The organism is Pigmentiphaga daeguensis, from assembly GCF_039523035.1.
Classification (GTDB): domain Bacteria; phylum Pseudomonadota; class Gammaproteobacteria; order Burkholderiales; family Burkholderiaceae_B; genus Pigmentiphaga; species Pigmentiphaga daeguensis.
This window is the reverse complement of the sequence record NZ_BAAAEN010000033.1, coordinates 1-14809: the sequence shown is the minus strand read 5'-3', so window position 1 is coordinate 14809 and position 14809 is coordinate 1. Positions and strand designations below refer to the sequence as shown.

12 protein-coding genes and 1 pseudogene are annotated in these 14809 nt (G+C 61.8%); 2 read left to right on the top strand and 11 right to left on the bottom strand.

Annotated elements, in window-relative coordinates; genetic code table 11:
* Nucleotides 1-22: 22 nt before the first annotated feature.
* The 11 genes and pseudogenes from ABD104_RS26970 to ABD104_RS26920 form a co-directional block, all read right to left on the bottom strand.
* A complete protein-coding gene (locus ABD104_RS26970) occupies nt 23-655 on the bottom strand; it encodes a hypothetical protein (protein WP_056930828.1) in 633 nt (210 codons plus the stop codon).
* A 20-nt stretch (nt 656-675) separates the two neighbouring features.
* Nucleotides 676-1323 carry a HupE/UreJ family protein gene (locus tag ABD104_RS26965; protein WP_343928550.1) on the bottom strand — a complete coding sequence of 216 codons (648 nt, stop codon included), beginning with the start codon at nt 1321-1323 and terminating at the stop codon, nt 676-678.
* A gap of 264 nt (nt 1324-1587) precedes the next feature.
* A complete protein-coding gene (locus ABD104_RS26960; protein ID WP_082594921.1) occupies nt 1588-2829 on the bottom strand; it encodes a TolC family protein in 1242 nt (413 codons plus the stop codon).
* Nucleotides 2826-3128 carry a DUF3240 family protein gene (locus ABD104_RS26955; RefSeq protein WP_056930824.1) on the bottom strand — a complete coding sequence of 101 codons (303 nt, stop codon included), beginning with the start codon at nt 3126-3128 and terminating at the stop codon, nt 2826-2828. The genes ABD104_RS26960 and ABD104_RS26955 overlap by 4 nt, the downstream gene beginning before the upstream one ends.
* Nucleotides 3121-6213 carry an efflux RND transporter permease subunit gene (locus ABD104_RS26950; protein WP_056930823.1) on the bottom strand — a complete coding sequence of 1031 codons (3093 nt, stop codon included), beginning with the start codon at nt 6211-6213 and terminating at the stop codon, nt 3121-3123. The genes ABD104_RS26955 and ABD104_RS26950 overlap by 8 nt, the downstream gene beginning before the upstream one ends.
* A 1-nt stretch (nt 6214) precedes the next feature.
* The gene (locus ABD104_RS26945) at nt 6215-7330 is read right to left on the bottom strand and encodes an efflux RND transporter periplasmic adaptor subunit (RefSeq protein WP_056930822.1); all 1116 of its coding nucleotides are present in this window, start codon (nt 7328-7330) and stop codon (nt 6215-6217) included.
* A gap of 368 nt (nt 7331-7698) precedes the next feature.
* Nucleotides 7699-8694 (bottom strand): M56 family metallopeptidase, encoded by a 996-nt coding sequence (locus ABD104_RS26940; RefSeq protein WP_343928562.1) that lies wholly within the window; start codon nt 8692-8694, stop codon nt 7699-7701.
* Entirely contained in the window at nt 8694-9209 is a 516-nt protein-coding gene (locus ABD104_RS26935; RefSeq protein WP_225546739.1) for a BlaI/MecI/CopY family transcriptional regulator, read from the bottom strand. The genes ABD104_RS26940 and ABD104_RS26935 overlap by 1 nt, the downstream gene beginning before the upstream one ends.
* A gap of 6 nt (nt 9210-9215) precedes the next feature.
* Nucleotides 9216-9449, bottom strand: a pseudogene (locus ABD104_RS26930) (DUF3363 domain-containing protein); the annotation flags it as partial.
* A gap of 32 nt (nt 9450-9481) precedes the next feature.
* Nucleotides 9482-11977 carry a heavy metal translocating P-type ATPase gene (locus ABD104_RS26925; protein WP_056930820.1) on the bottom strand — a complete coding sequence of 832 codons (2496 nt, stop codon included), beginning with the start codon at nt 11975-11977 and terminating at the stop codon, nt 9482-9484.
* A 121-nt stretch (nt 11978-12098) separates the two neighbouring features.
* On the bottom strand, nt 12099-14033 hold the full coding sequence (locus tag ABD104_RS26920) for a cytochrome c/FTR1 family iron permease (RefSeq protein ID WP_056930819.1): 1935 nt from the start codon (nt 14031-14033) through the stop codon (nt 12099-12101).
* A gap of 96 nt (nt 14034-14129) precedes the next feature.
* On the opposite strand from ABD104_RS26920, the gene ABD104_RS26915 reads away from it, so the two are divergent.
* Nucleotides 14130-14408 (top strand): metal/formaldehyde-sensitive transcriptional repressor, encoded by a 279-nt coding sequence (locus ABD104_RS26915; RefSeq protein WP_056930818.1) that lies wholly within the window; start codon nt 14130-14132, stop codon nt 14406-14408.
* A gap of 45 nt (nt 14409-14453) precedes the next feature.
* Nucleotides 14454-14768: a hypothetical protein gene (locus ABD104_RS26910; protein WP_343928563.1), complete on the top strand. Its 315-nt coding sequence runs from the start codon at nt 14454-14456 to the stop codon at nt 14766-14768.
* Nucleotides 14769-14809: the final 41 nt, after the last annotated feature.

Sequence of the window (14809 nt, the reverse complement as noted above, 5' to 3'; positions counted from 1 at the left end):
TCGCCCCTGTCTTTCCGGCGAACTACAAGACGCGCTTCATTTCCACGTATTGGCCGCGAGTGCGAACAACCACAGTCACATCGACATCCCCGCGGTTTCGCCAGAACCAGCCGTGATTGCCACTAAAGGCAGCCTGGATCACGCCGTCACCTGCGGGCACGGCGCGGCCTTTCTCGTAGCTTATGGACTGTCCACCGCCATCGCCGTGGGTATCAACGTTCACTACACCGCCTTCGGTGATCCAACTGAATTCGGCCTTCTCACCAGCCTTCATGCTTAGCTTCACTTCGGCCCCCTGGCCGGGTTTGAGTAGGACGCGCACCTCATCGCGCCACGCAGAATCGTTCGTCACCTGGGCGGCACCTTGCACCTGTGCCAGCGTGGCTGCGCTTGCATTTCCTGTACTCGTGGCAGCGGTCTTGGCTGCATCCATGGCGGCGTCCGCAGCAGCTTCTTTGGCCAACTGTGTCTTGATTTCCCCCATTTCCGTCAGCCCGAGAGCACGACCAATTCTTGTCGGGTCGATTGCGTATTCGGAGGGAAGGACGACGGCGACCAGAATTGCGATGGCCGCAACGAGCGCAATAATCGTCGAGCGTATCAACTGTTTCGATGTTGGCAGGGCGTCAAGGGTTGGCTTGGATACGTTGTACATAGAGTTTTCTCCGTGTGCAGTTAGGAAACGAAGTAGCCGGTGATCTGGTAGCCGATCAAAACGAATCCGGCACACATCATTGCCACGTTTGCGGTGTACGCATGGCGCCAGAAGCTCGCCGTCCGACGCCAGTAGCTCATTGCGATCAGGATCGTGCCGAGCGCAAGCAACTGCCCGATTTCAACGCCGACATTGAACGCCAGCAGGTTGGGAATCAGGCCGTCAGGTGAAATGTTGTATTCGATGATCTTGGTGGACAGCCCAAAGCCGTGAAATAGTCCGAATACGACGGTTGCAACCTTCGTGTTGGGCTGAAAGCCTAGCCATCTTTGAAACGCGCCGATGTTGTCGAGCGCCTTGTAAACAACTGAGAAGCCGATGATCGCGTCGATGATGTAGCTGTTGATCCCGACGTTGAAATACACGCCAAGCAGCATCGTGGTTGAGTGGCCGATGGCAAATAGCGTCACATACAGGCCGATATGCTTCAGTCGGTACAGAAAGAAGATCACGCCGAGCAGGAACAGGATGTGGTCGTATCCCGTCGCCATGTGCTTCGCCCCTAAATACATGAAAGGGATCAGATTGACGCCAGATATTTCTTGGATGTAGCCCTTGTCACCTTCGGCAACGGCATGGGCTAGCGCCTGATTCGCACTTGCGAACATGAGGAGAAGCGCTGCTATTAGAAATAGGAGAATCCGTGGCCAGGTTGAGGGAAGGCGACTTGGCATTGCTGCCGTAAATCTTTCGTGGATGAATCTCATACCTTTAATAAACTCCAAAAAATCCTTTGATGAGCGCAGAAAGTGGCTTTTCATTCGCCGCGCTCGTGCGATCAGGGTGACGAAAATCGACGTGCGCACGCTGGCGTGCCGTCTTGGCATCGTCGGGGAGTTGCGCCAGTGATATGGGTGTGCAGCGACGCAGCTTTATTCGTCGGCCAGCCCAAGAATCAAGTGAGCGTCGATCAGCAGCCGATTGCGCGCCTTCAACGCTTCGACGCGGGATGAAAGCGATGCCCCGGCGGCGTCAACGGATTGCCGACGCAGCAGCAGCAGCGATTGCAGATCCCCTTCGCCGAGGCTGTAGCCACGCTGGCCGAGCCTTGCGTTCTCGCGGGCCATTTGTGCGGACTGTTCGGCTAACCTCCACCGCCGCAGTGCAGTGCGGGCATCGTTGATGGTTTCCGCAGTCGCCAGGTCGATTTCCTTTCGCTGGCGCTCCAGTTCGGCCCGCGCCACGTCCGCCTGCTTGAGCGCCTCCAACATGGTTTCCTTGCGATAGGTCCCGCCGAGCGGGATGCTCACGCTGATGCCTACGATGCGTTCGCTGCGACGAGCCTCCGAGGCTGTGAAAAGGCCAACGGTGGGGTCAGGAATTCGATCGGCCCGTGCCCGATCGGCCGTCAGTTCGGCCCGCTTCAGCGATTCCTGCATCGTCCGCAGCGTGTCGCTCCCGGCCAGGACTCGTTCGCGCCATTGCGCTTCGTCCAGGTCTAGTTCCACAGGTTCACTCAAGGACTGTGGCTCCATCACCAAAGACGGAAAGCGTGAGCGCAGGCGAAGGATCGCCTTGGTTTCCTGTGCCTGCGTGGTGTCAAACTGTCGGCGTGCCTCGGCCGCATCCGCTTGCGCAGCGTTGAGATCAAGAAGCGACGCATCGCCGGCCCTGCGGCGCCCGGCAACCGCCGACGCGCTCGATTCGGCGAAGTCGAGTTGTTCCTTAGCCAACTCTCGCGCCTGAATAGCTGCCAGCCAGTCGATCCACAAGTCAGCCAATGTACGCGCCGCTTCATGTCGTGTTTGCGCTAACTCGGCGCGGGCTATTCGTTCGGTCGTGTCGCCTAGGCCCTGATCGAGTTCGGCCTTGCCGCCAATTCGTATCGGTCGCTCGATCCTGGCGGTCCATTCGTTTGAATTGCCACCTGTGTCATAGCGGCGTCTCTGACTGTCGATCCCTACAGACCACTCGTAGGGCGATGCAGCGATCCTGCGCCCTGCATGGCCTGCTGCTTCGAGCGCATGCCGAGCCTTCACGACAGAAGGCTCCTGCTCAATGGCCGCACGCGCAAGTTCGGCAGGAGGTAGGTCGGACGGAATGACGGGCTGCGCAAACGCCTGCAGGGGCAACACCAGCGCCCATCCCAGGGTCATCGTGATCCAAGACTTCATGCAATCTCTCCATCGATCGACAGCGGCGCTGCCCAATAGCGCAACCCGGTGCCGGCAAAACGTTCTTGCAGCAATTGCAGGATTTCTTCCTGCTTCCCGTCGGTGACTAGGATCTGCACTTGGACCGCGTGGCTGCGCCCCATCACTTTTTCTTCGTTCGATAGCCGCCCGTAGGCTGTGCCGTGGCTGAACGTCGGCGTGCTGACAAAGAGTTCGTCACCCGCGACATCGAGCAGCAAGTCGAGCAACTTTTCCTCGATCTGTGGATCGAGAAGCAGGGTCAAGCAGGACTTAGGCATGGTGCGCCTCCATGGGCGCCGCCGACTTGGCGTGCGCGAATCGCAGGTACAGGATGGGTAGCAGGATCAGCGTCAGCGCGGTCGCCGTGATCAGGCCGCCGATCACGACGATGGCCAGTGGCCGCTGGACCTCCGAGCCGGGGCCGGTGGCGAACAGCAATGGGATGAGTCCGAATGCGGTGATTGATGCGGTCATCAACACCGGGCGCAGACGCCTGTGTGCTCCCTGTGTCACGCAATCGACGAGCGACAAGCCTTCGGCGTGCAACTGGTTGAAATAGCTCACCAGCACCACGCCATTGAGCACGGCGATGCCCAGTAGCGCGATGAAACCTACCGAGGCCGGCACCGAGAGGTACTCGCCCGTGAGCCAAAGCGCCACGATGCCGCCGACCAGCGCAAATGGAATGTTGCTCAGGACCAGCAGCGCTTGTCGGACCGAGCCGAAGGTGGAGAACAGGATGATGAAGATGAAGCCGATCGACAGCGGCACGACGAGCGAAAGACGCGCTGCCGCACGCTGCTGATTCTCGAACTGACCGCCCCAGGCAATGCGGTACCCGGTGGGCAGCGTGACTGCCTGGGCGACCTTGGCCTTGGCCTCCTCGACGAAGCCGACCAAATCGCGCCCGGTGACATTGGCGATCACTACGCTGTAGCGGCTGCCCATCTCGCGGTCGATCTTCACAGGACCGCCTTGGCGCTCCAGTTGGGCGAGCTGGCCCAACGCGACGCTTTGCCCATTGGATGTCGTAATGCGCACTGCCGCGAACTCCGCGGGCGATACCTTCACGATGTCCTGGCCACGTACCACGACGGGGATGCGCCGATTGCCATCGATCACCGTGCCTGCACGCTGGCCTTCGATCTGCACGCGCAGCGCGTCTTGCACATCCTCGACCGACAGGCCGTAGCGACCCGCTGCGAGGCGATCGACGATGACACGCAGGTACTGCACGCCGTCGTTCTGAACGGTATAGACGTCCTGGTTGCCCGGCACTTCCTTCATCAGCTTCTCGACCTGGGCGGCGAGGTCATTGAGCGTCGACAGGTCCGGCCCGAAGATCTTGATCGCGATGTCACCACGCACGCCGATGATCATCTCGGACACGCGCATGTCGATCGGCTGGGTGAAGCTGTAGCCGACGCCCGGGAGTTCGTCGAGTACCGCGCGAATCCGATCTTCCAATGCCGGCTTTCCCCCGGGGGCCCACTCGTTGCGAGGCTTCAGCACGAGATAGGTATCGGTCTGGTTCAGGCTCATCGGGTCTAGCCCGATCTCGTCGGCGCCGGCGCGCGCCACGATGCCAGTGATCTCGGGTATGCCCTTCATCAACGCTTGATGGATCTTCAGGTCGAGTTCGGCCGTTTGCTCCAGGCTCACCGATGGCAGCTTCTCGATGCCCACGATCAGGTCTCCCTCGTCCATCGCTGGCATGAAGGTCTTGCCGACCAGGGTATAGACGCCTACCGCGGCCGCCAGCATGACGCCGGCCACGACAAAGACGAGCTTTTGCCGGCCCAACGCGAAGCGCAGGATCGGCGCATACAGCCGCAGTGCCTGGCGGGGCAGCCACGGGTCGTCGTGCTTCACCTTCTTGAACAGGAAGGACGACAGCACCGGGATGATGGTGAGGGACAGCACGAGCGAGCTGGCCAGCGCGAACACGATGGTCATCGCCACTGGCACGAAGAACTTGCCTTCGAGCCCTTGCAGTGTCATCAACGGCAGGAACACGACGGCGATGATCAGGATGCCCGCGGCCACCGGCACGGCCACTTCGCGCACCGCGCGGAACACCATGTGCTGGCGAGGCAGCTTGTCCTTGCCGTCATGGGCCATGTGCTGGACGATGTTCTCGACCACCACCACCGCGCCGTCGACCAGCATGCCCAGCGCGATGGCCAAACCCCCAAGGCTCATCAGGTTGGCCGACATGCCATACCAGCGCATCAGGATGAAGGTGGCCAGCGCCGACAGCGGCAGCACCACGGCCACTGTCACCGCTGCCCGCAGGTTGCCGAGGAATGCGCCCAGCAGGACCAGCACCAGTACGGTCGCCTCCAGCAGCGCCTTTGACACCGTGCCGACCGCCGTCTCGACCAGTTTGGCGCGGTTGTAGAAGACGTTGATCTCGACGCCCTTCGGTAGGGTGGGCTTGAGTTCTTCCAGCTTCTGCGTCACGCCTTGCACGACCTTCTGCGCATTGGCACCAGCCAGTCCGAGCACCAGGCCCTGCACGGCCTCGCCTCGGCCGCTTTGCGTCACCACGCCATAGCGCGTGAGGTATCCCTCGCGTACCTGGGCGATGTCCGTGATGCGCACGCTTGCGCCGCCCTCGGCCTTCACGACGATGGCGCGCACGTCGTCCATGGTCTTGATGCTGCCTTCGGTACGCACCAGCAGTACCTCGTCGCCTTCACCCAAACGGCCGGCGCCGTCGTTGCGGTTGTTGGCCTCGATGGCGGACCGCAACTGCGCCGTGGACAGGCCCACCGCGGCCAGCTTCACCGGATCGGGAACGACCTCGAAAGTTCGCACCTTTCCGCCCAGCGCGTTGACATCGGCCACGCCTGGCACCGAACGCAGGGCGGGCCGGATCACCCAATCGAGCAGACTGCGGCGGTCCTCCAACGTCATCTCCGGCGACTCGACGGTGAACATGAACATCTCGCCGAGCGGTGTCGTGATCGGCGCCATGCCGCCGCTGACGCCTGTCGGCAGATCGGCGCTGATGTTGGACAGACGCTCGGCCACCTGCTGGCGCGCCCAGTAGATGTCGGTGCCGTCCTGGAAGTCGACCGTGATATCGACGATGCCGTACTTGGACATCGAGCGCAGGATGCGCTGGTTGGGGATGCCCAGCATCTCCACTTCGATCGGCACCGCGATTCGGGTTTCGATCTCCTCGGGCGTCATGCCCGGGGCCTTCATGATGATTTTGACCTGGGTGCTGGAAACGTCGGGGAACGCATCAATGGGCAGGTTGCGGAAGGCATACCAGCCCGCACCGGCGAGCAACACGCTGGCCAGCAGGACGAACAGGCGCTGCGCGAGCGCGAATTGAACGAGGCGCGTCAGCATGTCAGTTGCCCCCGCCCTTGCCGAGCCAAGCCGCCTTGAGGCCGATCACGGAGGTGATGGCGATCTGCTGGCCGGGACGCAGCGTGCCCTTGACGCGCAGGGCCTGGCCGGCGCTGTCCAGCACCTCCACCGGCGTGGCCAAGAAGCCCGTTTCGGTTCGCACGAATACATAGGCCTTGTCGCCCTGCCGCGCCACGGCAGCGACCGGCACAGGCCAGCCTTCCCCACCACCGGCAAACGCCACTTGCACCTGTACGAACTCGCCGGGCCGCAGCAACGGCGCACCGCGCGTGACGTCCGCGCGTAGTGTGACGGTCTGGCTTTCACTGACAGTGGTGCCCAGGCTCGTCGTGACGGCACTCGTATCTCGACCAACGACGTTCACCTGGCCGCCGCGAGCCGTCACCTGCGACTGTCGCTCCACAGGCAACTGGATGTCGAGCCACAGCTTGCTTGTGTCGGCGACACGCACCAGGGGATCGGACTGTTGGACGCGCTGGCCGGTTTTAATACCGATGTCGGTCACGGTGCCCCCGGCGCGTGCCCGGATGACCAGCGCATCCTGCATGGCGCCGCCTTCGGCGACGCGGCGAATGGAAGCCGCATCCAGACCTGCCAGCCGCAAGGCGGCTTCCGCTTGGCGTAGTCTGGCTCGATCCTCCGCTGCGGCGGTCTCCGCGTCCTGTGCCCGGCGATCCGGCACGATGCCTTCTGCGGCCAATTGCTTCTCACGCTGCAGCGTCCTCTGCGCCAGCCGGTTGCGCGAAGCTGCCTCCATCAGCTTGAGCTGCTGTTCACCCAATTCGGGGCTCACCAAGCGCAACAGAGCTTGGCCAGGCTTCACGGCTTCGTTCTGACCGACGAGCAATTGATCAACGACGCCGGCTAGCGGTGCGCTGACGACGTACTCCTGCGAGGGAGGCAGCACGACGCGGGCTGGGTAAGTCATACCCGGAATGGATGCAGGCTTTTCTAGGCGTTGTAGCTGTACGCCCAAGGCTTGCATTTGCGCGGCTGAAACGGCGAACTCGTCGGCGGCCAAGGCCGCCGATGGGAGAGAGAGCGCGATTGCGAAAGCGCAGAGCGTGCGCGTCCAAAGTGAAGATTGGTAAGACATAGATGCTCCGATAAATACTCCGCGAAAATTCCAACGCGCCGCTGCAACTAGCGAACAGGGTCTTGACTGCTTCATGGGAGTGACCTCACGCGCCCCCCGTGACGTGTCGGCCATGCAAATGACGCCGAGGAGCACGGGAGACGGCCTCTTTCAGCCAAAGAGGTTTGACGGGTAGGGTGAATGGATCGCGGGTTCCAACGACCACCAAGGCCGTTAAACCAATCAAATTCATGAAAACTCCCACGAGGGCAGGTGACGAGCAAACGATTCCGCGCGATGACCGTCCTCGCACGTCGGGCGGAATCATCAAAAAACCGATCATTGATCGGTTTTTCGCCTAAAAAAACACAGAACACACGCATATGAACTTACCTGGGCATCATGGTGATGAAAGATTCGGTCGCAGAATGCAGCCAGCCTACAGATAGGCTGCAAAACGCTAGAACAAGAATACCTAGCATCAACCCTAAATATGAGACAGACGACTGCTTAGGCGACAGCAGTGCTTCGACGCGCTCAGGAACAAAATCGGAAAAGAACGCCATCGTGAATGGCGCCTGTTCCCTGGCGTGCTGCCGATATATCTTCTCCATCGCGACGATAGTTTCGGCCACGGCGACGCGACACCCCACTTCATTCGCAGCAGCAAAATCGCAACGTTGTTCCAAAGCGAGTTCTAGATCACGCAACAATCGGCGACGGGTGCTTGGCAGTTGGATGCTAGACAATACGGCAGCGACTAAACGAAGCAGAACATCGCGATTGGTGATGTGTGCCTGTTCGTGAGCTAGCACCACGCGCAACTGTGTTGGGTCAAGTTGCCGCATCAATAAGGTCGAAAGCAGGATGTGGCCATGCCCGATGCCGCAGGCGAGCGCCATAGGCCGATCGACATCAAGTACGCGAAGTCTCTCAGGATGTCCCGGACGCCTGCTAAGACGCACCAGCGAGGCAAGAGTTCGCCGAGCGCGCCAAAGCCCCGCTGCGGCCCGTGTCGCCAGCCAGGCGGCATATCCCACCAGCAACGCCAATGCCCCCCATAGCCACGCACTCTGACTGTTGCCGCTCGGTTGCGAAACGCACAGATGCAGAAGCGTGTCAGCGTGCGCAGAACAGGCAGCGGCAAATCGAGCCGAACCTTCAAACATTGACGGCATTGCAAGGGCCATAAGCACGTAGGCGATGCCCGCCAATGCCGGAGTTACCAGCGCCCACCAAGATATCCGTGCTCGCTGAGAAGGAGTCCTCCCAGATAACGCACGACGCAGCGGGTGCTCACAGGCTCCAATCAGCAGGGTAAGCGTCACCGCCAGCACAAAGCCGGACAGCAATGCAAACTGAAGTAGTGGGCCATAACTCGTCATCACGTCTGATCCAATTCAGCACGCCGGCGGGCAATCAACTCCTCAAGCCTCTTGAGCTGATCATCATCCGCTCTTGCAGCAAGATCGACAAAGGCACGCAGCAATACATCCGGCTGCGGGCCTGCAACACGGCGCACCGTGGATTCGACCAGCTTGTGGATTAATTCCTGGCGCGAAACTCGCGCTGAATATTCATAAGCATGACTGATCTTTTCACGCCGAAGCATGGTCTTCCGAAATAGACGTTCCAGCGTAGATTGCACCGTGTTCAAGGAAATCGAGCGCGACTGTCCAATGCGTGCGTACACCGCCTTGGTATCGGATGGGCCGAAACGCCAGATGTCTTCAAGCACGGCGATTTCCAGATCGCCAAGCGTTGGTGCGCTGTGATTGGTCAAGGTAGTCAACTCCGAGCTTTGACTCGAATTTAGCAGTATGCTGTACAAAAAACCGACCGTCAATCGGTTTATTGTATCCTGCTGGAGCCACAGCCGGCAGACGATGTGTTGGCCCATGACCAGTCCGCGCGGCCTCTCGATTTCTCTGGGCACCCCTCTGCCACACGCGGTCGCGGCAAGGTGCTGTCCTGGACGCTGCTCGATCACTGGCTTCCACGGCGCAAGCGAGAATCCCATTCCGTCGTCGAGCATCGCGCAGCGCCCGTTGGCCAGCCTGACGACGCGCCGGTAGATGCCGGCCACACGCTGCTTATCGGCCACAAGGCGATGCTCCAAGCAGGTTTCTGCGGCAAATTCACCGTACATCACGCTTCACGCAGTACAGGCGTTCATGCCGCCGAGTTCTTGACAGGATTGCGATAGGCGAGCAGCCGCAGCGCATTGAACACCACCAGCAGGGTGGACCCTTCGTGCACGGCCACGGCCGGGCCGATGCCCAGCCCCAAAATCGTGGCCGGCACCAGCAGCGCCACGATGCCCAGGCTGACGAACACGTTCTGGCGGATCACCGAGCGTGTATGCCGGCTCAGTCCCACCGCAAACGGCAGGTGCTTGAGATCGTCGGCCATCAGCGCCACATCGGCGGTTTCCAGCGCGACATCCGAACCGGCGGCGCCCATCGCGACGCCTACCGTTGCGTTGGCCATCGCCGGAGCGTCATTGACCCCGTCGCCGACCATCGCCACCTTCGTTGTCTGCCGCAGTTTGCGGATCGCCTCGACCTTGTCCTCGGGCATCAGGTCGCCCCAGGCCTCGTCCAAGCCGACCTCGCCAGCGATCGCCTCGGCGACCTTCTTGTGGTCGCCAGAGATCATGATCATGCGGCGGATGCCCAGGTCGCGCAGTTGCTGCAGGGCCTCCTTCGCGCCAGCGCGCGGCGTGTCCAGCAGCCCGATGGCGCCCAGGTCGCGGTCACCGCGCCGCACCACCATGGTCGTGCGGCCGCTTTCGCGCAGACGCTCGATCGCAGTCTGGGCAGCGGCTCCCAGCGCAGGAACGCCTTCGGTGCCGAACATCTCCACCTTGCCAATCCACACTGTCTCGCCCTGCAGCTTGGCGGTAACGCCGCGGCCGATCAGGTTCTGCAGGCCGTCGGCATCCGATGGCTGCGTTGCACCCAGGCGCTCGCGCCCATCCCGCGCAATGGCGGCGGCCAGGGGGTGGTCGCTGAGCGACTCGACCGCCACCGCCACGGACAGCAATTCTTCCTCGCTCGTGCCATCGACCGTCACCACATCCGTGATGCGGGGCTTGCCCTCGGTCAGCGTGCCGGTTTTGTCAAAGGCCATCGCATCGAGGGAGCCCAACTCCTCCAGTGGCGCGCCGCCCTTGATGAGCACGCCGCCTCGCGCGGCCCGGGCGATACCTGAAAGCACCGCGCTGGGCGTGGCAATCGCCAGCGCACAGGGGCTGGCCGCCACCAGCACGGCCATGGCGCGGTAGAAGCTGTCGCGGAACGGCTCATCGACCACAACCCAGGCGAACAGCAGCAGAAAGGCCAGCCCCAGCACGGCTGGCACGAAGATGCGCTCGAACTTGTCCGTGAAACGCTGTGTGGGTGACTTGCGTGTCTCCGCCTCGCTGACCATCTTCACGACCCGCGCCAAGGCGGATTCGCTGGAGCGGCGCGTCACCTCCACCTCGATGCCCCCCGCGCCATTGATGGTGCCGGCGAAGACGCGCGACGCCGCATCCACGCTGTCGGGTCGGGCGCGCGCCTTTGCGGCATCCTCGACCGGGCGTTTGTCGACCGGCATGCTCTCACCGGTGACCGGAGCCTGGTTGATGGCCGAGGTGCCCTGCACGATGAAGCCATCGGCTGACAGGCGCTGGTTGGGCCGAACCAGGACGATGTCGCCGACAACCAGTTCCTCGACGGGAATCTCTTTTGTCTGACCGTCACGACGTACCGTCGCGGTGTCCGGCGCCAGCTCGGCCAGGGCCTCGATGGCGCGCTTGGCCCTGCCCATCGCATAGTGTTCCAGCGCATGACCCAGGCTGAAGAGGAACAGCAGCAGCGCGCCTTCGGCCCAGGAACCTAGCGCTGCGGCGCCGGCGGCAGCCACCAGCATCAGCGTGTCGATCTCGAAGCGCCTGAGCTTGAGGTTGTCGATCGCCTCGCGCAACGTGTAGAAGCCGCCGAAGAAATACGCCAGAACGAAACAGGCCAGCGGCAGCCAGCCGGGCATGCCCGTCATCAGCTTGTCGATCGCCACGCCAACGCCCAGCAACGTACCGCAGGCCAACGCGAAAATCATTTCGGTATTGGCGCCGAACAGACCTCCCTGTCCATGCACATGCCCATGTTCGCCTTTCTCGCCCGGCTCGTGACGATGCCCCGGCTCGCCGTGCACCGCAGACGTCGGCGTTGTCGAATCTTCAAGCCGCTTCACCCCTGCACCCGAAAGCGACTTGAGGAGGGCCTGCTCCGTGACCGCCTGGCGGTCGAAATCCACGTGAACCAATCCCATCGCGCTGGCCTCTGCATCCAGCACGCCCGGCAACCCGCGCAGCAGCTCGGTTACCGTCCTGGCGCGCCGCGCATGGCCGATGCCCTCGGTCTGCCATAGCACGTGCGCGAAGCGTTCTGTGATCTGCGCACCTGCTGCCTGCACGATCTCGCGGATGCGGCCCAGAGGCAGCAACTCGGGATCATGGTGGATACACAACTGCGCCGGCGCATCGTCTTGCGCCGTTCGTACATGCACCTTGTCGATGCCTTCACGGCCCTGCAGGTCGTCGATCAGGCGTCGAACGATGGCGTCCTGCGCATCCGCGATCTGCGGCAGTACCAAGGGAATGTCGAGGCGCAATTTGCTGGTCATATTGTGTTGGTCGCATTAGGACGGCATAACTTGAGAAAGGACTCGACCCCAACGTATTAGGAAGCCCGTGTAATTTAGCTTCATAGCGTCTCCCGCGTTCAAGGGTCGAAGCGGCATCTGTTCAAGAGTTCTGCCTTGTTCGGTTGAACCACAAGCCACCCGCGATCAAGATCAATGTCAGCACCTGTAGCGCTAGGCCCTGCGCTGTCGGATAGATGCCCAATAGCGGCAGTGAAAAAAATCGAACGGAAGTTGAGTCAAGCATGCCGGCTTCCTGTAGAGCTGCGACGCCGTTGCCCACGAATACGACTGCCAGCAAAGCGAGAAAAGCGGAAGTCGCCGCAAAAAACGGCCCGATTGGCAAGCGCACGCTGTAGCGCAGGATGGCCCCGCCAATCAGCACTAAAAGAAGCGTGGCTCCTGCGACGCCCCACAACACCGCGCCGTGGCTTTCAGCTCCCGCCTGGACCCACAATGTCTCGTAGAACAGGATTACCTCAAACAACTCGCGGTACACCGCAAGGAAGGAGATACCGGCCATCGCCCATAGCGTTCGTTTGTTGAGCGCCACATCGACCTGCTCGCGGATGAAGCGATTCCAGGCCTGTGCGTTCGATCTGCTATGCAACCACCATCCCACGTACAACAGCATTGCCGCTGCCAGCAGCGCCGTGATGCCCTCGGTGAGTTCTCGATTCGCTCCCGAGATGCTTATCACATAGCGCGCCACACTCCAGGTGACAGCCGCAAGTGCCACTGCCCCAATCCAGCCCGCGTGGATATACGGCAAGGCATCGCGCCGTCCGGTCTTCACGACTAAGGCGATGATGGCCGCCAGCACAAGGATCGCTTCTAACCCCTCGCGTACCAGAATCAAGAGAGAACTCACGAACGCTGTCGACCACGACAAACCACTGCCGGAGAGCGCGTCGTCGGCGCGGTCGAGGAGTGCCTTGGTCTTTTCGACCTGGGCAGCCACGGCCTCGGGCGGCTGGCCGTCTCCGATGGCAGCGCGCAACGTCATCATTTCCCGCTCCACCTCGCCGCGCAGAGGAGCGTTCACGGTGTCAAGCGCCGATTCGACAAGCTCAAAGCCTTCGAGATAAGCGGCGATTGCAAGCCGCCGCGCATATTCTCGGTCGCCGCGCGCATACGCCTTCGCAGCCTCGTCGAGTTTGGTGCGCGAGACCGCCAGGGGCGCCGGCGCGGCTAACTGTAGTGCCTGTGGTTGATGGGTCAGGTAAGCGCGTACAGCGTCCAGCGACGAGCCGGCCTTTCCCTGTTCGCTGGGCGTCTTCGTGACCAGGGTGGACAGGGCATCGAACGCCTGCTGACTTTGCCCTTGGCGCCATGCGGCCTCACCTTGGGCGATGATCTCGGGGCTAGCTCGCAGGCCGCCCACAAAGAAGGCCAACGCCCAACGGTCGGCTTCGGAAAATTCATTGAAGGCGCGCATCGGCGTGCCACCCACGCCAAGCGTGATCGTGTTGTACAGACCATAGAGACTCCGCTGACGCATGCGCGCCTCGTCGTGGAAGTTGCTGGGCGGAGGGAGCATGTCCTTGGCCAATGGCCCATCTCCGCGGCCCTGCGCGCCGTGGCATGTGGTGCACTGCTGGGCAAACAGCCTCGCGCCCCGCGTCAAGTCGGGTGCTTGTCGTGGCGCCACGCTGAGCTGCCAAGCCTGGATCACCCCGGCGCGCAGTCGCGCGGCTAGGGCAGCGACCTCGCTGCCTGGTGCCTTAGCCCCGATGCGCTCAATCAGCTCGCGAGCTTGCCGCAGCAGCGCAGGCTGTTCGGTCACAGCGGGCAACTGATCAAGTAGCGTCGCGATCTGTGTTGCGAACTCCTGTTGCTCCGCATATTCCTCGGCGTTGAGAACCTTGCCGTCCTGCACGAACTCGGGGTAGTCCACGCCAACGTAGTCAAGCATGTGGACGACGGTTTGTGCCTTCTCATCATCGGCCGGGGCGGCTGCGGCGAGACCATGCAGGCTCATCGCAATCAGCAGGGCGATGAACCACCGTGGTAGGGGGTTTGAAAAGCAAGAACGCATGGGTACCTCGTCTTTCCGGGCGCCTGGTGCCCGTCCTTGTTAAAAGGTCGCGTCTAGAATACCATACCCCCCTATGCTAACTAAAGTCTCGACACCATGAGTCACACCGTCAAGGAAAAGCCGAAGCTTCTCGCCCGAGCCCGTCGCATAAAGGGACAGCTTGAGGGCATCGAGCGCGCCCTGGAAGCAGAACTGGGATGCGCCGACGTCCTGCACCAGATCGTGGCGGCTCGGGGTGCGTTGACCGGCTTGATGCGCGAAGTGATCGAGGGGCACATCCACTCGCACATCGCTAACCCCCAAGACCCCGGCGACGGCACGCGCGAGCAAGGCGCGGCCGAGTTGATCGCGATTCTTCGCAGCTACATGAAGTGAATTCCAGTCGTGCCTGTCGCGCGCAAACCCTCTTAGGACTCTACGATGAATACATCTCCGCATAATGTGCCGCATGGGCACGATAGGCTCACCAAGCAGAGCCACGAGGATCACGATCACGATCATGAGCACGAGGCTCACGATCACGAGCATCCCTTCGACTGGAAAGAGGCACTGCGTATCTGCCTTGTCGCGGTCGCTGCCGCTGCGGTCTGGTTCAAGTGGTGGGAACCCTATCCGGCGATCAGCGTGATCGGCGTCATCGGTCTGGCGATTGGCGGCTGGCCGATCCTCAAGGAAGCACTAGATGTCGAGTCCCGGACGATCATAAGGCCGCCGATGGAACAAATGAGGGTGTGAATCATACCACCCACTCATAGCCTGCATAGGCGTCTTGCTCT